This window comes from Pontivivens insulae (genome assembly GCF_900302495.1).
GTDB classification, from domain to species: domain Bacteria; phylum Pseudomonadota; class Alphaproteobacteria; order Rhodobacterales; family Rhodobacteraceae; genus Pontivivens; species Pontivivens insulae.
This window is the reverse complement of the sequence record NZ_OMKW01000004.1, coordinates 242098-259340: the sequence shown is the minus strand read 5'-3', so window position 1 is coordinate 259340 and position 17243 is coordinate 242098. Positions and strand designations below refer to the sequence as shown.

The window sequence follows — 17243 nt, the reverse complement described above, 5'->3', positions numbered from 1 at the left end:
GGTCAGTCCTCCTGATTCGAGGTGCTATCCTCGATGATCTCGTCAAATTTCGTCTCGTCGATGGCGCCTGTCTCTTTGCGCGCCTTCAGGCTTTCGGCGATCAGTTCATCCGTCAGCACCAGCTTGGCATCCACCAGCCAGTCAAATTCGAGGCCGACGATGCCCTCCTGAATTTCGATCAGCACTTCGCCATCCTGCGTGCCATGCAGCACGCCCTTGAAGTTCTTGCGTCCACCGATCAGTTCTGCCGTTTCGAGCTTGGCGGTATACCCCACCCAATCGTCGAAATCCTTCATGCGCGTCAGCGGGCGGTCGATGCCGGGAGAGGACACCTCAAGCGCGTATTCGCCCTCGATGGGATCATCCACGTCGAGCAGGGCGGAGACGGTATTCGAGATTTCCGCACATTGATCCACCTCGATCCCGCCATCGGGACGCTGGGCCATGATCTGCACAGTCTTGGTCTTGCCGCCCATGAAGCGGACGCGCACGATCTCAAAGCCCATCGCCTCTACATGGGGGGCGATGATCTCGAAAAGTTTGCGGTCCATCGCGGCCTTGGCGATCAAATCGGTCATCTGCATTCCAGACACAAAAAAACGGGCCAGCGGCCCGTTGCATCGTTTCGGTGAGGATTGGGTGTGGACCCCAGCCCTGCGCTGTTGAAAGCCATATAGACCCGCATTCACCCTGACGCAAGGGCCGTGGCGCGCGGGGTGGCGCGCCACGGACACACTCAGGCTGCCAGCCGGTCCAGCAAGGCCTCTGCCGTCGCGGTCGAGGATGGTGGGTTCTGGCCCGTTACAAGATGACCGTCGACCTGCACATAGGCTGCGAAATCGTCCGCCTTGGAATACTCACCGCCCAGCGCCTTCAACGTATCCTCGACGAGATGGGGGACGGTATCGGTGAGGCCGACGGCGTCTTCTTCACCATTGGTGAAACCGGTGACTTTGCGCCCGGCTACGAGCGGTTTTCCGTCTGCCATCGTGTGCTTGAACACGATTGGAGCATGGCAGACCGCGCCCACGGGCTTTCCGTCTGTCCAGAACGTCTCGATCAGGCGGATCGAATCGCGGTCATCCACAAGGTCCCAAAGCGGGCCATGGCCGCCGGGATAGAAGATCGCGTCATACTCCTTTGCGTTCACATCAGACAATTTGTGCGTCGTCTCGAGCGCTTCATTTGCGGCGGCATCGTCGCGGAAGCGCTTTGTCGCCTCTGTCTCGCTGTCATCACCGGTGCTGCGTGGATCAACGGGCGGTTTGCCGCCTTCGGGGGACGCCAGCGTGATTTCGTGCCCGGCATCGTGGAACACGTAGTAGGGCGCGGCAAATTCTTCGAGCCAGAAGCCCGTCTTTTCGCCACTGTCGCCCATCTGATCGTGGGAGGTGAGCACCATCAAAATCTTCTTGGTCATGTCAAAATCCTCAAACTGCTCTGCGCCAAATCTGCGCAGGACAGGAACGTGTCAGCCGCCCTGCCCGTTCCAGCCCCATCGCAACGGAAAGGACCGACAGATGAGCAGCAGCAAATCGCATCAGCAGATCTGGGAGGAATGGCGCGATCTGGTGAATATGGCGCCCAAAGAATTGGAGGAGTGGCTGGACACGGATGAAAGCAAATCCGTCGGCGACACGGAGGACGGCGAAAGCACCGGACATAAATCGGGGCGACGCATCGTCGACATCCAGCGCACCAATAAGGACGACATTACAGACGCTCAGTGGGATCACATGGCGACTGTCGTGGGATACATCAAACGTCACCTAAGCCAGGGCGGCCCGGATAGGAACGTTGAAACATCGCGCTGGCGCTATTCGCTGATGAACTGGGGCCATGACCCCATGAAAGAGGCGTGATAGCCGCGCTACCGCTGGGGGCCGTAAATCGTGTCCATATCGGCCAGAGAGGCCCGCACGATAGAGCCCAGAACATCGAGGTCGATCCGGGCCAGACGCGTGACATAGAGGCATGATACAGAATGCTTGTGAGGGCCAAGCGCAGCCAGTTGGTTGGCGTATTTCTTCACACCCGGCATCAGATAGATGCTGAGATTCGCTTTGCGCGGTGAGAAGCCGGTGCGCGGCCAGACGCCGCTTCGACCGCTGGCATAGTTGTATTCGTATTTTCCAAAGCCAACGATGCTGTCCCCCCACATGCGGGGCGGCCAACCGGTCCATTCCTGAAATTTATCAAGCAAAACCAACCCATCAGCCGCACGCACGGAAGGGGATACGCCCTCAACAAAGGCGCGCGGGTCGGCGTCAGTTTCAACGGTTTTCGCGTCAGACATAGGGGCAGTGTCGCCCCAAGGTCCGCTTCACGTCAACGGGGGGAGCGTTTTGCCAGAATGCGCTGCAGCGTGCGGCGGTGCATGTTCAAGCGGCGCGCCGTCTCGCTGACATTGCGGTCGCACAGCTCGTAAACGCGCTGAATATGCTCCCACCTTACGCGGTCGGCGCTCATCGGATTTTCCGGTGGGGGCGGCAGATCATCCTTTTTGGCGAGCAGTGCCGCAGTGACATCATTCGCATCGGCGGGTTTCGACAGATAATCCGTCGCGCCAATCTTTACCGCCGCCACAGCGGTTGCGATCGCGCCATAGCCCGTCAGCACCACGATCCGCGCTTCCGGCCGTGCCTCGCGCAGTGCCTCGACTACTTCCAGACCATTGCCATCCTCGAGGCGCAGATCGACGACAGCATAGGCAGGCGGGTTCGATTTTACAGCCGCCAGCCCCTCAGCCACGCTGCCCGCTTCCTTCGGCGCAAAACCACGCTTTTCCATCGCGCGAGAGAGACGCCGCAGAAACGGCTCATCATCATCGAGCAACAGAAGATTTGGGTCCGATCCAATTTCGAGCGCAGCGTCAGCCATAAGTTCCCGCCTTTATTATCCAGTTATACCCGGTACGTAGCAGTCTGGCGGCTGGATCAAGGGACTACATCGCGTTTGCATAACAGGTAATGTTCTCGACCATCTGCTCAACCGATGCCTGGCGGGAATAGAACTCCAGAAAACCATGCTCTGGCGACATCAGGTAGCTGTAGGAGGAGTGGTCCATCAGGTAATCGGGGTCGTCCGGCTCACCCACGCGGGCGGCGTAGACGCCGTAGGCGCGCGCGGCGATGTCGATTTGTTCCTGACTGCCCGTCAAGCCCAGCATGCGTGGATGCATGAAGTCGGTATATTCGGCCACCTGCTGTGGCGTATCGCGCGCGGGGTCGATGGTGATGAAGACCGGCGTGATCGCCACGCCCTGCTCATCAAGAAGATGAGCGACTTCGCCATTGCGGAACAGGTCGATGGGGCAGACATCGGGGCAGGACGTGTAGCCAAAATAGACGAGGGTTGGACCGTCGAGCACATCGGCTTCTGTTACCGTCTCACCAGTTTCCGAGACCAGTGTGAACGGCCCGCCCAGTTGGTCGGCGCCCCCGACAACAACGGATTCGCGGCATTGTGCGAACCGGATTTCGTCGTCTCCACCCGTCAGCAAGACCCCTGCTGTCACCCCCAGACCGACAGCGACGACACCCAACGCGGCAATTGCGATTGTACGGGACATTCCGAGACCTCCAAACCGAACTCGACCCGGTGCTTACCGGGGGTGCCGCCCGTTTTCCAGCGCCTGCACGCTCACAATATCCGGCGTGCCGAGTTGATGCATGCCGTTCGTCAGATCGTCGCGGAAAATATGGAGCGCCTGATCCGCCCCGGCCTGACCCGCTGCGGACACGCCGTAGAGGAACGGACGCCCCGCAAAGCAGAAATCCGCCCCACAGGACAAGGCCCGCAGGATATCGAGGCCGGTGCGGATGCCGCTGTCAAAGATAATTGCAGCACGCCCTGCAACGGTCTGCGCAATCTGGGGTAGCACGTCGATGGCCGTGGGGGCCGCGTCGAATTGCCGCCCCCCGTGGTTCGACACCCAGATACCGTCAACGCCGAGTGTGATGGCCTGTTCCGCATCAACGGGATCAAGAACACCTTTGATCACAAGTGCGCCGTCCCACTCCTCCCGCAGGGCCTTTAGGTAATCCCAGCTCGGATTGTGGTTATAGTGATCAACGAAGTAGCGGCGCACGCCTTCCAGATCCTGGGCCTCGGAATATTTCGCGATGGTCGCCAGTGTGGCCTTACCGTGCCGCGCTGTGGCCAGCGCCCATCCGGGCCGCACGGCGATATGGGCGAGCATTTGACGGCTGACACCGGCCTGAATTGAGAGGCCAGAGCGGCGCTGACGCTCTCTGCGAGACGGAAACGGTACATCTATTGTCAGGACCAGCACGCGCATGCCGCTGTCCCAGACGCGTTTCAGCACATCGCGCCGCACCTCGGCATCTTTGGGAGGGTACATCTGAAACCAGCCCATATCGCCTGCGGCCGGGCCGACCTCTTCCGGTGTTTTTGCCGCAACAGTCGAGAGGCAATACGGCACGCCGCCCCGCCGGGCGGTGTCGGCCAGCATCATTTCGGCGCCCGGCCACATCAAGCCGCTCATGCCGACCGGGGCCATTCCGATTGGGGCCTCATAACGCTGACCAAAGAGCGTTGTGCTCAGATCAGGCTTTTGGACGCCTTTCAGGAAGCGGGGCGTCAGCTTCACCGCATCGAGTGCCGTGCGATTGGTGTGCATGCTGACCTCTTCGGTCGTGCCGCTGTCCAGATATTCCCAAGCGAAATGCGGGATGCGCTTTCGTGCCTTGGCCGCAAGGTCAGAGATGGAGGGGTAGAGATCGTCAAGATTTTCCATGGGCGAACCGTCCTGCCGCAGCACGCAAACGTCAAGATGTCTGAATGGCGCGGACCGGGGCGAGGTGCTAGGCTTGCGCCACTTTACGGAGAACGGGTCATGAGACTGATACATTATGCGATGATTGCCGCCCTCGCTGCCGCGCCAGTGCAGGCCCATAGCGGTGCGACCGGAATCGTGAAAACACGCATGGATGCGATGAAGGAAATGCGGGAGGCGATGCGCGGCCTTGGCATGATGACCCGAGGGATGATGCCTTATGACGCGGAGCTGCAAGCACGCGCAGTCGACATCCTGCTGACCCATGCGCCAGAGATTGAAGACTGGTTTCCCGAAGAGTCGCTTGGGGGTGACAGCGAAGCGCTGCCATTGATCGCGGTCGAGCGGGACGCGTTCAATGCCATCGCCGTTGAATTCGAAAATTCCAGCCGGGCCTTGGCGGATGCGACGACGCTTGAAGAGGCTCAGCCGTTGATTCAGGCGGTGTCGGACACCTGTTCATCCTGCCATCGCCGATATCAGGACGATTGAGCGGCACGCTTCGCCGCATGGAACAGGACGTGAACGAAGCTTTAACTTCCTGAATGTGCGCGCTACACTCCCGCCCCATGAATGATTGGTCCGATGATCCGTTTGAGAGCTATGAGCGCGAAAGCCTTTCGGCCCGTGCCATGGCCGCGCGCCCTGCGCCCTATCTTGATGAGCTGAACCCCGAGCAGCGCCGGGCGGCGGAAACGCTCGACGGGCCTGTTCTGATGTTGGCCGGTGCGGGAACGGGGAAAACCAAGGCGCTTACCACGCGGATCGCGCATCTGCTCAATTCAGGGCGGGCGCAACCGAATGAAATCCTTGCGGTGACATTCACCAACAAGGCTGCGCGGGAGATGAAAGATCGGGTCGGTCGCCATGTGGGCGGTGTCATAGAGGGGATGCCGTGGCTGGGCACCTTCCACTCGCTTTGCAACAAGCTGCTGCGCCGTCATGCAGAACTGGTGGATCTGAAATCGAACTTCACGATTCTGGATACGGATGATCAGTTGAGACTGCTCAAGCAGATCATAGTAGCTGAAAATATTGATGTGAAAAAGTGGACGCCGCGTTGGTTCGCTTCGATAATCGACGGGTACAAAAATCGTGGATGGTTTCCTGATGACGTGCCGCCGAGTGAGGATAAAATCGTCCATTGCCTACCCCACGTAACTACCCGCGTAAGCGAAGGCGGGACAGGCGCGACACGTCAGGTTGTCGACATTTACCGCGACTACCAGAAGAGATTGATCACGCTGAATGCAGTAGATTTCGGCGATCTTCTGCTTCACATAGTGTCGATTTTCAAAGCGCATCCGGACGTGCTCGAAAAGTATCAGCGCTGGTTCAAGTACATCCTTGTTGACGAGTATCAGGACACGAACGTCGCGCAATATCTGTGGCTGCGGCTACTCGCGCAGGGGCACAAGAATATCTGCTGTGTGGGTGATGACGATCAGTCAATCTATGGCTGGCGCGGGGCGGAAGTGGGCAACATCCTGCGATTTGAGAAGGATTTCCCCGGCGCTGCCGTCATCCGGCTGGAACAGAACTACCGCTCGACTGAGCATATCCTCGCCGCTGCCTCAGGTGTCATCAAAGGCAATGCCGACCGGCTGGGCAAGACCCTGTGGACGGCTGCGGAAGGTGGCGAGAAGGTCCGCCTGATCGGCCATTGGGATGGCGATGAGGAAGCCCGCTGGATCGGGGAGGAAATCGAGAGTTATCAACGTGGCACCCGAGGTCTCGACCCAATCGGGCTGAATGATCAAGCGATCCTGGTGCGTGCTTCGTTCCAGATGCGGGCCTTCGAGGACCGGTTCCTGACCATCGGCATGCCCTATCGCGTGGTCGGCGGCCCCCGCTTTTATGAGCGGATGGAGATCCGGGACGCGATGGCCTATTTCCGGGTTGTCGTGTCGGAGGATGATGACCTCGCGCTGGAGCGGATCATCAACACACCCAAGCGCGGCCTTGGTGACAAGGCGCTACAAACCATCAACGCCTTCGCGCGTGAGAATGGCGTCAGCATGATGGACGCCGCCCGCACCGTGGTCGCGGATGGCGCGATCAAGGGCAAGGGTGCCAAGAACCTCGCCGAATTGCTGCGCGGGATTGATCGCTGGAACGCTATCATGCGGTGGAGCACACAACCCGGCCCGGACAGCGATGCGGTTATCGATCTGGATGAGCCGATGGTGGAGCGGCCCGAGGGGCTTGAGGCCCCGCTCAGCCATGTGGAACTGGCGCAGGTGATCCTAGATGAGTCGGGCTACACCGCACATTGGCAGAACGATAAGACGCCCGAGGCACCTGGGCGGTTGGAGAACCTCAAGGAACTTGTCCGCGCGCTGGAGGAATTCGAAAATCTGCAAGGCTTCCTTGAGCACGTAGCCCTCGTCATGTCCAACGAGACAGAGGACGCGGCGGAGAAGGTTACGATCATGACGCTGCACGCGGCCAAGGGCCTCGAATTTCCTGTCGTGTTCCTGCCCGGTTGGGAGGACGGGCTGTTCCCGTCCCAACGTTCTATGGATGAAAGTGGCCTCAAGGGTTTGGAGGAGGAACGGCGGCTCGCCTATGTCGGCATCACGCGCGCCGAGCGGCATTGCACGATCACCTTCGCCGCGAACCGCCTGACCTATGGTCAGTGGAATGCGGCCATGCCGTCCCGCTTTATCGACGAACTGCCGGAACAACATGTCGAGGTGCTGACGCCGCCGGGCCTTTATGGCGGCGGGTTCGGGGCCGCAGCCTCTGCCAGCCCGCGCGAGCAGGCCATTGGCGCATCGGATTTGATGGACAAGGCCAGCAAGGCCGACGTCTACAACTCTCCCGGATGGGCGCGGATGCAGCGCAACTCTGCCCGACGCTCGGTCCGCCAACCGTCCGAAGCGCGCAATATGGTCATCGATGCGGCGGCGACACCCGCCTTCGATATTGGCGAACGCGTGTTCCACCAGAAATTCGGCTATGGGGCGATCACGGCCTTTGAAGGCGACAAGCTGACAATCGCCTTCGAAAAGGCCGGAGAGAAGAAAGTGCTCGCCAGCTATGTAAAGAGCGCAGGCAGTGCGGGGGACGACGTCCCGTTCTAGCGCAAGCGATAGCTGAGGACGGAGTGAATGAAGTCGGCGATGCGCGGATCATTCGGATCCGTGACAGCCAGCCCGCGGTTGCCGTCATATGCGAAGTCGTCGCCCCATTTCGCCCGGAAATCTGCAATCAGCGTTGTCTGACAATGGACATAGAGGTGCGGGATACCGGACTTCGAGCGGCCAAGCCGCACTGCGGTTCCGATGCCCTTATGTGGTGTCCGAAATGAGGGTTGGCCCCAGGCCCGTTCTTCCCGTACGGACCCGATGGTCGGGTCGGCCTGCGCGACACTTTTGATCAAGGTCCGCAAGGTTTCGAGATCGTCGGATGCGATTGCTCCGTCCCCTTCTACATCTGTTGATCTGCATGATGCAGAAACTGGGCGCAAAAGAAAACGGCGATGCGGGGGGAGGACCCGCATCGCCGCTTTGAATGCCAGACCCCTCAGGGAGGAGGGAGAGGTCGGGCGGCCCGCTGAAACTTAGGGAGGAAAGCAGCGGGTATTCGTTGGATCGGCTTAGCCGTAGACCGCCTCGTAAGCTGCGGCACGGATGCCCGCGCGGGACAGGCCGAGGTCGTTGAGTTCGTTCGAGGACAGCGCGTTCAGCTCGGACACAGTCCGGTTGTACATACGGCGCTTGTTGAACGCGGTGCGGGCGTCGTTGAAGAACGCGACAACGCGCTGAGCGATCAGGTTTTCGGTACGAATATCGGATGCAGTTACAAATGCCATGTCTTCGGTTCCTTCAGTTTGTGGGACCGTTTCGAGGCCCCCGTACAGTGTCTTGCTGCAGTGCAATGTAGGGAGTGCAGCATCCCCCGCAATCTTCGTTTCCGCCCAACCGCCATGCATGATTTGCATGGCTAAATGTGTAAGCGGTTACGTTAACGCCGCGTCAGCGATAGCTCGCCGCACGTGCGACTGGACGAACATCGCCGGGCGCCATGCCCAGATCATCCAGAAGGTGCTCATCACGCCAAGCCAGTTCACCGACTGTTTCGCGGTAGGTCAGCCAGTTTGAAAAATCGGTCCGCGCGTCTTTCATGATCGTCCCGACACGTGCCGCAAGAGTGGCAAACAGGTTCGGCGCTTCTTGTGCAAAGGTCATTTCGATCTCCTTTCCAGTGGTGCCCGGCCCGCCCGTTGCGCGCCATCGCTGCACTCACAACGGAAGAGTTAGGGATTGGTTGCGCAATTCAAAGCGCTTTGAACGCCGTATCGCCCTGCATTCAGCGCATGGCCGAACGGGAGCAACTGAACTATGTCTTCGGGGATGGCCCAGACCGTTCTCCATCACCGTGACTTCCGCATTTACACAATTGGCAATTTCTTTGCGCTCAACGGGGTGTGGCTGCAAAGGATCTCGCTTGCATGGCTCGCCTGGGAGATGACGGGCTTGGCAAGCTTTGTCGGGCTTGTCTCGTTCCTGCTGATGGCGCCATCGCTTTTGCTCGGCCCACTGCTGGGTGTGGTTGCCGACAGGACGGATGCGCGCCGCGCCACGATTTGGGTTCAGGCAGCTCTTGCAGCGGTGTCCGCCGCCCTATTTCTTGTGCAGCGCAGCGAACTTCTTACGCCAGGGGTGCTGGTGGCCTTCACGACGCTGTTTGGTCTTGTCATGGCCATGCATCACCCCTTGCGCATGACACTGGCACCCCGACTGGTTCCAGTGGATCAAATCGGTGCAGCTGTTCCGATCATCTCGATCAACTTCAATCTCTCCCGCTTTCTGGGCCCCTTCATCGCAGGTGCGCTGATCGCCCGCTACGGCGTGAGCGTGACAATGCTGGTGACCACAGTGTCGTTCCTACCCTTGCTCTGGGCGCTGGCCCTGATCCATCCACGCGAGAAAGCACGCCAAGCGCGACGCGAGAACTTCGTTGACGCCTTCAAGGGCGGGTTGGCGGAAGTTGGCAAGGACCGGCTGATCTTCATGGGCATCGCTCTGACGACCATCACATCGGTTTTTGGTCGAGGGGTGCAGGAGATTCTGCCGGTGATCGCCGATGGCAGCTTTGCGCGCGGGGCAGACGGGTTGGGGCAGCTCACCGCCGCCGCCGGGTTTGGCGCGCTGATTGCCTCCGTATGGCTGGCAACGCACCCGATCCGAGCACTTGACGGGCTGCCGCGCCTTTCAGTCGTGGCGGGATACATCTCTCTCGCTCTGACGGGCGCGCTAGGGCTCGTCGGCAGCTGGCCGGTTGCCCTGCTTTGCCTTGCCGGGCTGGGGGCTTCGGGCACGTTGATTGGCGTGGGAATTCAGTCCGCCTTGCAGATCCGGCTGACCGATGACATGCGCGGTCGCGTGATGAGCCTTTGGACGACGACCGCGCTGGGCGCAACGGCATTGGGCGCACTGCTGCTGGGGGCCTTGGCAGATGCGGTTGGGCTGACGTCTGCACTTATTGCCGCTGCGCTGATCGGAACGGCCTGTTTTATCGTCGCCCTGCGCCGTTAGCGGCTTGCCTTGCGCGCCAACGCTTCGAGGCGGTCAAGGAAGCGAGATCGGTCCGCCTTTGAGAACGGTTTGCCGCCGCCCTGCCGGAACGGATCGGCAGCGCGCAAATCCTGCATCAGATCGCGCATAGCCAACCGGTTGCCGATGGAGGAGGTTGTGAACACTTCCCCATCAGGCTGAATGGCAATAGCGCCAGATTTGAGAACCGCGTCAGCGAGAGGAATGTCAGAGGTCACACAAATGTCGCCCGGCCCCGTGCGGTCAGCGATCCATTTATCCGCGATATCGGGGCCGGCCTCGACCACGACGGTTTCCACATCAGGATGCGGATCAGGCCGGATGCCACCATTCGACACGACAAAGACCTTCATCTTGTGGCGGTGGGCGACCTTCTTGGCCTCCTCTTTCACCGGGCAGGCATCAGCGTCGATATAGAGGGCCATTGGCAAATCCTGTCAGACATAGGATAACGCCCCCGATCTATCCCGAGGGTTTTGCAATGACCAGCTTCACGCCGCGCGTCTTCTCCGGCATCCAGCCGACAAATCACCTGCAACTGGGCAATTATCTGGGCGCTGTGAAGCGCTTCGTCCAAATGCAGGATGAGGGGATGGAGACGATTTACTGTATCGTCGATCTGCACGCGATCACGGCAAGCTTTCAGGAGCCCGCCAAACTGCGCCACGCCACGCGGGAGCTTGCGGCGGCCTATATCGCCTCAGGCCTCGATCCCGCGAAGTCGATCCTGTTCAATCAAAGCCAGGTGCCGCAACACACAGAGCTTGGCTGGATCTTCAACTGCGTCGCGCGCATGGGCTGGATGAACCGGATGACCCAGTTCAAGGACAAGGCGGGCAAGAATGCCGAGAAAGCCTCGCTTGGTCTCTATGCCTACCCCTCACTTATGGCGGCCGACATCCTTGCCTATCACGCGACCCATGTGCCCGTGGGCGAGGATCAGAAACAGCATGTTGAGCTGACACGGGACATCGCGGCGAAGTTCAACCACGATTACGGCGTAGAGTTCTTCCCTGAAACGCAGCCGATCATCGAGGGTGCGGCAACCCGCGTCATGTCCCTGCGCGATGGCACGAAGAAGATGTCGAAATCCGATCCCTCAGACGCGAGCCGCATCAACCTCACCGATGATGCGGACACGATTGCGAAGAAGATCCGCAAGGCCAAGACCGATCCAGAGCCGCTGCCCGAAACCACGGACGGTCTTGCCGATCGGCCAGAGGCACGCAACCTCGTGAACATCTATGCGGCACTGGCCGGGACAACCCGCGATGCGGTGATCGCTGAATATGGCGGAGCGCAATTCGGTACGTTCAAGCCCGCGCTGGCCGAGCTTGCCGTCGAAAAACTGGCACCGATCTCGACAGAAATGTCCCGTTTGATGGACGACCCGGCCGAAATTGATCGCATTCTGGGCGAAGGGGCCGAACGTGCTGCAAACGTCGCGGAGCCGATCATCGCAAAAACTTACGACATTGTGGGTTTCGTGCGCTCGCGCTGAAATTCTTATCTGGTGAATTGCCATTACCGGAGGCATTTGACAGCTTATGTCGAAGCCTCCGGCGGGGGTATTTTGGCCAATCCGAAATCAGGGATCAAAGCCGGTCGAGACACCAGCGCATGACGGCTTTTTGGGCATGGACGCGGTTTTCAGCCTCATCAAAGATCACCGATTGTGGTCCATCCATGACAGCGTCTGTCACTTCCTCGTTCCGGTGGGCTGGCAGGCAATGCATGAAAAGCGCATCTGGCGCCTGAGCCATCAGCCGCTCGTTCACTTGATACGGTTTGAGCAGATTGTGGCGGCGGTCGCGTGCGCTGGCGTCGTCATGCATTGAAAGCCATGTATCCGCGACGATGAGGTCCGCGCCTTCGGCTGCTGTCTCCGCATCACGCTCGATCCGCACATCGCTGCCCTTTGACCGGGCAAAGGTGATGGCATCGGCTTCGGGGTCGAGCACCTCTGGTCCACAGAAGGTGAAATCGAAGCCGAACTGCCCTGCGGCGTGCAGGAAGGAGGCGCACACATTGTTGCCATCGCCCATCCAGACGACGCGCTTGCCCTTTATCGGGCCCTTATGTTCCTCAAAGGTCATCACATCAGCCATGATCTGACAGGGATGGGTGCGGTCGGTCAGGCCATTGATCACCGGGACGGAGGCGTACTCCGCCAGTTCCAGCAACGTCTCTTCGGCAAAGGTGCGGATCATGATCAGGTCGACATATCGGCTGAGCACGCGCGCGGTGTCGGCAATGCTCTCCCCATGGCCGAGCTGCATTTCAGAACCGGTCAGCACCATCGTTTGCCCGCCCATCTGGCGCACACCCAAATCGAAGGAGGTGCGCGTGCGGGTGGAGGGCTTTTCGAAGATCAGCGCGACCATATGATCCTTGAGCGGCTGTTCGGCATCGAGCGCGCCCTTGGGCTGGCCCGCGCGCGCATCCTTGATGCGGCGCCCCTGATCAATCATCGCGCGCAGATCGGTTTCGTTCACGGAGTTGAGGTCGAGGAAATGGGTCATCTTGCTTTTTCCTTCTGGCGCACGTGGCGGGCAGAGGTGCGCTGGCCCGGTCGACTTGCAACCGGGCCGGGATGTTATCTGGATTCGAGGGCTATTGCGGCCTGATCCAATCGGCGCACAGCATCGTCGATATTCTCGCGCGTCACGATCAGCGGCGGCAGGATACGGATCACGTTGTCCCCGCCAGGAATGACGAGCACCTGCGCGTCATAGCCGGCATTGACCACGTCCATATTTGGAACCTTGCACTTGACCCCGATCATGAGACCGGCGCCGCGCACAAGCTCGAAAATATCCGGATGTGATGCAACCAGCCCTTCAAGCCCCTGACGCAGATGCCCTGAAACCTCGTTGACGTGATCGAGGAACCCGTCCTCTGTCATGACGGACATCACTTCACAGCCAACCGCACAGGCCAGCGGATTGCCACCATAGGTCGTGCCGTGGGTGCCTGCCGTCATGCCTGTTGCGGCCTCTTGCGTGGCAAGGCAGGCCCCCAGTGGGAACCCACCGCCAATACCCTTGGCCACCGCCATAATATCAGGTGCAGCACCCGACCATTCATAGGCGAAGAGTTTGCCTGTCCGCCCGACACCGCACTGGATCTCGTCATAGATCAGCAGGATCCCATGCTCATCGCACAGATCGCGCAGCCCTTTCAGGCATTGGTCCGGTACGGGGACGATGCCGCCCTCGCCCTGAACAGGCTCGATCATGATGGCAGCCGTACGATCCGTGATCGCGGCCTTCAGCGCGTCATGGTCCCCGAAGGGAACGTGCACAAATCCGGGCAGAAGCGGACCGAAGCCGTTGGTCAGCTTTTCGGCCCCAGCAGCAGAGATCATGCCAAGGGTCCGACCGTGGAAGGATCCATCGAACGTGATGATCTCATCGCGCCCGGTGCCCTTAACGGCATGATATTTCCGCGCCATTTTGACGGCGGCTTCCGTCGCCTCTGTCCCCGAATTGGTGAAGAACACCGTGTCGGCAAATGTGTGCTCGACCAGCATTTCCGCCAGCTTGGTCTGGTTGGGGATCTCGTAGAGGTTCGACGTGTGCCAGAGTCGTCGGCTCTGCTTATCCAATGCAGCGATGAGACGGGGATGCGCGTGGCCGAGGGCTGCAACGGCAATGCCGGCCCCCATGTCCAGATAGCGCGTGCCGTCTTCGGTCATCAGCCAGGGGCCCTCACCTTCCACAAAGGAAAGCGGTGCCCGTGCATAGGTTGGCAGAACGGGCGTGATCACGTCGATTCTCCTTACATCGGATCACAGGTCGGGTCGTTTCGGTTTGATCCATTGCGCACGAACCCGGGACACAAAGGAAGTACCGCTTATCCGGGGCCGCTGCCGTCAAGTCAATGGCAAGGATGTTTCCAGACGACCCGAGCGATATGGCGTTTTGTTGCGGCTGCAACAGGGTTGACCCCGACCGGAATGTGAGCGAGCGCAGAGCCATGACAGTTCGCATCGAAATCACGGGGCCAAGCTTTGCGCAGGACGCCGCCGTGCTGGCCCTTTTGCACACAGCTTTCGCGCCGATGGATGGGCGGATAGATCCTCCCTCATCGCTGCATCGCACGCGCGTGCATGACATTGCATTGCATCGCGTGGAGCAAGTGCTGCTGGTCGCGCGACACGCAGACATGGTTGTGGGCTGCGCGTTCCTGAGCCGGAGGGCAGATCACGCCTATCTGGGCAAGCTCGCCGTTCACCCTCGCCATCAAGGGCAGGGTATTGCACGGCGGTTGATTGACTGGGCTATTGAGTTGGCTGATCGCCCGGTTCTGCGTCTGGAGACCCGTGTAGAACTCGTTGACAACCAGCGCGCCTTCAAAAAGCTGGGCTTCGTTGAGGTCGCACGCACGTCCCATCCGGGATATGACCGGCCGACATCCGTAACACTGGAGCGATTGATATGAACCTGCGCGTGGTCGCAATGATGCTGATCGCTGCCGCCTGCATGGGGGCCGCTTCGCTGATCGCGAAAGCGCTTGGCTCTGGACCTGATGCACTGCACCCGTTTCAGGTCAGTGCAGGACGCTTCGTCTTTGCGCTGGCCGCATTGTCAATCGGGGCAGTTGCACTGCGACCAAGGATCGTTCAACCGAACCTGCCGCTTCACGTGACGCGGGTTTTTCTGGGTTGGGGAGGCGTGACATGTCTGTTTGCTGCTGTGGCCCTGATGCCGGTGGCCGATGCGACGGCGATCACCTTCATCAATCCGATTATTGCGATGCTGTTGGCCATCCCTTTGCTGGGTGAGCGGGTGGGCAAATGGCGGTTTGCCGCCGCTGGGATCGCCTTTTCCGGTGCGCTTTTGTTGATCCGTCCCGGTACAGATGCCATGCAACCCGCCGCATTGATTGCGCTTGCCGGAGCCGTGCTGATGGGCGCCGAAGTGATCGCGATCAAGCGTCTGACCGCGCGGGAAGCACCATTTCAGATCCTGATTGTGAACAATATCATCGGATGCGTGATCGCCCTGACCGTTGCGAGCTTTGTCTGGAATGCGCCAAGCAGCTTGCAATGGCTGGGCCTCGCAGGTCTGGGGCTTTGTGTCGTGAGCGCGCAGGTTTGCTTTCTTCAGGCCATGAAGGGGGAGGCCAGCTTTGCCATGCCATTTTTCTACACAACGCTGATCTTCGCGGCATTGCTGGATTTCGCCCTTTTCGGCGTGATCCCAAGCGGGCTGAGCCTGATCGGTGCGGCAACAATCGTAGGGGCGGCCCTGCTTCTCGTCTGGAGAGAGCACGTCGCGGCGAAAGTCAGCCGCGTCTGACTGCCTGACGCAGAGTGGATTTTGACACGGCTCCTGTCGCGACGGCAATGATCGCGTAAGTGGTTGCGCCGCCAGCGACCAAACCGGCGAGAGCGATGTAGCGTACGCCAGCAAGCACAAAGGCATCACCCGCCAAGTTCACACTGGCCCAGAGCGCCAACCCCATACCAAAGGCAGCCAACGCAAGGCGGGGGAAGGCCCGGCGCAGTCGGCTATCTGGCCGCGCGGCGTCTCCGAACTGCCGGGCTGCCCGCCAGAGCAGCGCAAAATTGACCCATGCTGCAAGCGTGGTGCCAAGGGCAGCTGCCAGAAAACCCATCACGGGCGCCAGCCCAACGGCGACGGCCACATTCACCACCATACCGACGACGGCGAGCCGGAAGGGGGTTTTCGTGTCCTCACGCGCGAAGAATATCGGTTGCACGACCTTGAGCAGCACAAAGGCCGGAAGCCCGGCCCCATAGACAGCAACCGCCTGAGCCGTTGCGGCGGCGTCGATCCCTGAAAACGCCCCGCGCTCAAACAGAACGGTCACAATCGGCAATGGCACGATGATCAGCGCGACGGCAGCGGGTAAGCTCAATGCCAGCGAGAACTCTGCCGCGCGGTTCACCGCCTCGCGCCCGCCCACAGCATCACCGGCGCTCAAACGGCGCGAAAGGTCGGGCAATAGCACGACGCCGATTGCGATGCCAACCACGCCGAGGGGAAGTTGATAGAGCCGATCAGCATAGTTCAGCCAAGCGACTGCGCCGTCGAAAAAACTGGCCACCTGCCGTCCGACGAGCAGGTTGATCTGCATGACACCACCGGCAAGGGCCGCGGGAAAAGCGATCACAGCTAAACGACGCAGTTCCGGCGTCAACCTCGGCCGCGCGGGAACCAGCCGGAACCCCGCGCGTGCAGCCGCACTCCACAGCAAGACGAGTTGCGCGATGCCCGCCAGCGGAACCCCCCAAGCCAAGGCCATTCCGATATCATAGCCCAGCGCCGATGCGCCCAGCATCATCGCAACGAGGATGATGTTGAGGACGACCGGAGCAGCGGCAGCCGCCACAAAACGCCCCGTCGCATTCAGCACGCCAGAAAGCAGAGCCGCCAGAGAGATGAACAGGATGTAGGGAAATGCGATGCGCCCCATCTCCACCGCCAGATCGAAGCGTTGATCCTCAGCGAAGCCTGAGGCCATCAGCAAGACAAGTCCTGGCATGGCCAGCTGAGCGATCAGCGTGAAGACGATCAACACACCTGCCAAACCGCTGAACGCGTCCCGGGCAAAGCCGAGCGCCCCTTCGCCCTGCTCCACCCGTTTCGAGAACATCGGGACAAAGGCGGTGTTGAACGCGCCCTCCGCAAAAAAACGCCGGAACATGTTGGGCAGCGAGAACGCGACCAGAAATGCCTCCGCCACTGGCCCAGCGCCGAGATAAGCCGCGATCAGGATATCGCGGGCAAAGCCGAGGATACGGCTCAGCAGGGTCCAGGCCCCAACGGTCAGAAATGCGGAAAGCAGGCGGATCGGTTTCATGCCACCGCCTTATCCCTGTTCGCAGCCGGGGTCACGGGAAGAAAAGCGACCGT

General features: G+C 60.3%; 20 protein-coding genes. 7 read left to right on the top strand and 13 right to left on the bottom strand.

What is annotated here, in order from left to right; all coding sequences use genetic code 11:
• Positions 1–2: 2 nt before the first annotated feature.
• The gene (gene rimP / locus POI8812_RS15345) at positions 3–578 is read right to left on the bottom strand and encodes a ribosome maturation factor RimP (protein WP_108783779.1); all 576 of its coding nucleotides are present in this window, start codon (positions 576–578) and stop codon (positions 3–5) included.
• Positions 579–736: 158 nt separating this feature from the next.
• Positions 737–1420 carry a type 1 glutamine amidotransferase domain-containing protein gene (locus tag POI8812_RS15340; RefSeq protein WP_108783484.1) on the bottom strand — a complete coding sequence of 228 codons (684 nt, stop codon included), beginning with the start codon at positions 1418–1420 and terminating at the stop codon, positions 737–739.
• 100 nt (positions 1421–1520) lie between these two features.
• On the opposite strand from POI8812_RS15340, the gene POI8812_RS15335 reads away from it, so the two are divergent.
• Complete coding sequence (locus POI8812_RS15335) at positions 1521–1862, top strand: DUF3140 domain-containing protein (RefSeq protein WP_108783483.1); 342 nt, start codon at positions 1521–1523, stop codon at positions 1860–1862.
• 8 nt (positions 1863–1870) lie between these two features.
• Here POI8812_RS15335 and POI8812_RS15330 read toward each other — a convergent pair whose 3' ends face one another.
• The 4 genes from POI8812_RS15330 to POI8812_RS15315 form a co-directional block, all read right to left on the bottom strand.
• Positions 1871–2296 (bottom strand): DUF1801 domain-containing protein, encoded by a 426-nt coding sequence (locus tag POI8812_RS15330; protein WP_108783482.1) that lies wholly within the window; start codon positions 2294–2296, stop codon positions 1871–1873.
• Positions 2297–2328: 32 nt separating this feature from the next.
• A complete protein-coding gene (locus POI8812_RS15325; RefSeq protein ID WP_108783481.1) occupies positions 2329–2880 on the bottom strand; it encodes an ActR/PrrA/RegA family redox response regulator transcription factor in 552 nt (183 codons plus the stop codon).
• A 64-nt stretch (positions 2881–2944) separates the two neighbouring features.
• Positions 2945–3571 (bottom strand): SCO family protein, encoded by a 627-nt coding sequence (locus POI8812_RS15320; RefSeq protein WP_108783480.1) that lies wholly within the window; start codon positions 3569–3571, stop codon positions 2945–2947.
• Positions 3572–3604: 33 nt separating this feature from the next.
• A complete protein-coding gene (locus POI8812_RS15315; RefSeq protein ID WP_108783479.1) occupies positions 3605–4759 on the bottom strand; it encodes an alpha-hydroxy acid oxidase in 1155 nt (384 codons plus the stop codon).
• A 99-nt stretch (positions 4760–4858) separates the two neighbouring features.
• Between POI8812_RS15315 and POI8812_RS15310 the strand changes: the two genes are divergently transcribed.
• Both POI8812_RS15310 and POI8812_RS15305 read left to right on the top strand, forming a co-directional pair.
• On the top strand, positions 4859–5290 hold the full coding sequence (locus POI8812_RS15310; protein WP_108783478.1) for a c-type cytochrome: 432 nt from the start codon (positions 4859–4861) through the stop codon (positions 5288–5290).
• A gap of 77 nt (positions 5291–5367) precedes the next feature.
• Entirely contained in the window at positions 5368–7884 is a 2517-nt protein-coding gene (locus POI8812_RS15305; RefSeq protein WP_108783477.1) for an ATP-dependent helicase, read from the top strand.
• On the opposite strand, the gene POI8812_RS15300 is transcribed toward POI8812_RS15305, so the two are convergent.
• The 3 genes from POI8812_RS15300 to POI8812_RS15290 form a co-directional block, all read right to left on the bottom strand.
• On the bottom strand, positions 7881–8183 hold the full coding sequence (locus POI8812_RS15300; RefSeq protein WP_146186184.1) for a DUF1801 domain-containing protein: 303 nt from the start codon (positions 8181–8183) through the stop codon (positions 7881–7883). The genes POI8812_RS15305 and POI8812_RS15300 overlap by 4 nt on opposite strands.
• Positions 8184–8399: 216 nt before the next feature.
• The gene (locus tag POI8812_RS15295; RefSeq protein ID WP_108783778.1) at positions 8400–8615 is read right to left on the bottom strand and encodes a DUF1127 domain-containing protein; all 216 of its coding nucleotides are present in this window, start codon (positions 8613–8615) and stop codon (positions 8400–8402) included.
• 163 nt (positions 8616–8778) lie between these two features.
• Positions 8779–8991 carry a DUF1127 domain-containing protein gene (locus tag POI8812_RS15290; protein WP_211310414.1) on the bottom strand — a complete coding sequence of 71 codons (213 nt, stop codon included), beginning with the start codon at positions 8989–8991 and terminating at the stop codon, positions 8779–8781.
• 165 nt (positions 8992–9156) lie between these two features.
• Between POI8812_RS15290 and POI8812_RS15285 the strand changes: the two genes are divergently transcribed.
• Positions 9157–10341 (top strand): MFS transporter, encoded by a 1185-nt coding sequence (locus tag POI8812_RS15285; RefSeq protein WP_162844981.1) that lies wholly within the window; start codon positions 9157–9159, stop codon positions 10339–10341.
• On the opposite strand, the gene POI8812_RS15280 is transcribed toward POI8812_RS15285, so the two are convergent.
• Entirely contained in the window at positions 10338–10784 is a 447-nt protein-coding gene (locus POI8812_RS15280; RefSeq protein ID WP_108783474.1) for a YaiI/YqxD family protein, read from the bottom strand. The genes POI8812_RS15285 and POI8812_RS15280 overlap by 4 nt on opposite strands.
• 56 nt (positions 10785–10840) lie before the next feature.
• Between POI8812_RS15280 and trpS the strand changes: the two genes are divergently transcribed.
• Positions 10841–11860, top strand: a complete 1020-nt coding sequence (gene trpS, locus POI8812_RS15275) for a tryptophan--tRNA ligase (RefSeq protein ID WP_108783473.1) — start codon at positions 10841–10843, stop codon at positions 11858–11860.
• 94 nt (positions 11861–11954) lie between these two features.
• On the opposite strand, the gene argF is transcribed toward trpS, so the two are convergent.
• Both argF and POI8812_RS15265 read right to left on the bottom strand, forming a co-directional pair.
• Positions 11955–12881, bottom strand: a complete 927-nt coding sequence (gene argF, locus POI8812_RS15270; RefSeq protein WP_108783472.1) for an ornithine carbamoyltransferase — start codon at positions 12879–12881, stop codon at positions 11955–11957.
• A 74-nt stretch (positions 12882–12955) separates the two neighbouring features.
• Positions 12956–14128, bottom strand: a complete 1173-nt coding sequence (locus POI8812_RS15265; protein ID WP_108783471.1) for an aspartate aminotransferase family protein — start codon at positions 14126–14128, stop codon at positions 12956–12958.
• A gap of 209 nt (positions 14129–14337) precedes the next feature.
• On the opposite strand from POI8812_RS15265, the gene POI8812_RS15260 reads away from it, so the two are divergent.
• Both POI8812_RS15260 and POI8812_RS15255 read left to right on the top strand, forming a co-directional pair.
• Entirely contained in the window at positions 14338–14802 is a 465-nt protein-coding gene (locus POI8812_RS15260) for a GNAT family N-acetyltransferase (protein ID WP_108783470.1), read from the top strand.
• Entirely contained in the window at positions 14799–15662 is an 864-nt protein-coding gene (locus POI8812_RS15255) for a DMT family transporter (protein WP_108783469.1), read from the top strand. The genes POI8812_RS15260 and POI8812_RS15255 overlap by 4 nt, the downstream gene beginning before the upstream one ends.
• Here the strand turns inward: POI8812_RS15255 and murJ are convergent.
• Positions 15649–17190, bottom strand: a complete 1542-nt coding sequence (gene murJ / locus POI8812_RS15250) for a murein biosynthesis integral membrane protein MurJ (RefSeq protein ID WP_108783468.1) — start codon at positions 17188–17190, stop codon at positions 15649–15651. The two genes, POI8812_RS15255 and murJ, sit on opposite strands and share 14 nt — an antisense overlap.
• Between the last annotated feature and the right edge of the window lie 53 nt (positions 17191–17243).

Bases quoted from the DNA above. Each gene is read 5' to 3' on its own strand.
- POI8812_RS15280 (WP_108783474.1), bottom strand. From the start codon at position 10,784: ATGGCCCTCTATATCGACGCTGATGCCTGCCCGGTGAAAGAGGAGGCC.
- POI8812_RS15315 (WP_108783479.1), bottom strand. From the start codon at position 4,759: ATGGAAAATCTTGACGATCTCTACCCCTCCATCTCTGACCTTGCGGCC.
- argF (WP_108783472.1), bottom strand. From the start codon at position 12,881: ATGACCCATTTCCTCGACCTCAACTCCGTGAACGAAACCGATCTGCGC.
- POI8812_RS15325 (WP_108783481.1), bottom strand. From the start codon at position 2,880: ATGGCTGACGCTGCGCTCGAAATTGGATCGGACCCAAATCTTCTGTTG.
- POI8812_RS15260 (WP_108783470.1), top strand. From the start codon at position 14,338: ATGACAGTTCGCATCGAAATCACGGGGCCAAGCTTTGCGCAGGACGCC.
- POI8812_RS15285 (WP_162844981.1), top strand. From the start codon at position 9,157: ATGGCCCAGACCGTTCTCCATCACCGTGACTTCCGCATTTACACAATT.
- POI8812_RS15255 (WP_108783469.1), top strand. From the start codon at position 14,799: ATGAACCTGCGCGTGGTCGCAATGATGCTGATCGCTGCCGCCTGCATG.
- POI8812_RS15305 (WP_108783477.1), top strand. From the start codon at position 5,368: ATGAATGATTGGTCCGATGATCCGTTTGAGAGCTATGAGCGCGAAAGC.
- POI8812_RS15310 (WP_108783478.1), top strand. From the start codon at position 4,859: ATGAGACTGATACATTATGCGATGATTGCCGCCCTCGCTGCCGCGCCA.
- murJ (WP_108783468.1), bottom strand. From the start codon at position 17,190: ATGAAACCGATCCGCCTGCTTTCCGCATTTCTGACCGTTGGGGCCTGG.
- rimP (WP_108783779.1), bottom strand. From the start codon at position 578: ATGACCGATTTGATCGCCAAGGCCGCGATGGACCGCAAACTTTTCGAG.
- POI8812_RS15330 (WP_108783482.1), bottom strand. From the start codon at position 2,296: ATGTCTGACGCGAAAACCGTTGAAACTGACGCCGACCCGCGCGCCTTT.
- POI8812_RS15340 (WP_108783484.1), bottom strand. From the start codon at position 1,420: ATGACCAAGAAGATTTTGATGGTGCTCACCTCCCACGATCAGATGGGC.
- POI8812_RS15295 (WP_108783778.1), bottom strand. From the start codon at position 8,615: ATGGCATTTGTAACTGCATCCGATATTCGTACCGAAAACCTGATCGCT.
- trpS (WP_108783473.1), top strand. From the start codon at position 10,841: ATGACCAGCTTCACGCCGCGCGTCTTCTCCGGCATCCAGCCGACAAAT.
- POI8812_RS15290 (WP_211310414.1), bottom strand. From the start codon at position 8,991: ATGACCTTTGCACAAGAAGCGCCGAACCTGTTTGCCACTCTTGCGGCA.
- POI8812_RS15320 (WP_108783480.1), bottom strand. From the start codon at position 3,571: ATGTCCCGTACAATCGCAATTGCCGCGTTGGGTGTCGTCGCTGTCGGT.
- POI8812_RS15335 (WP_108783483.1), top strand. From the start codon at position 1,521: ATGAGCAGCAGCAAATCGCATCAGCAGATCTGGGAGGAATGGCGCGAT.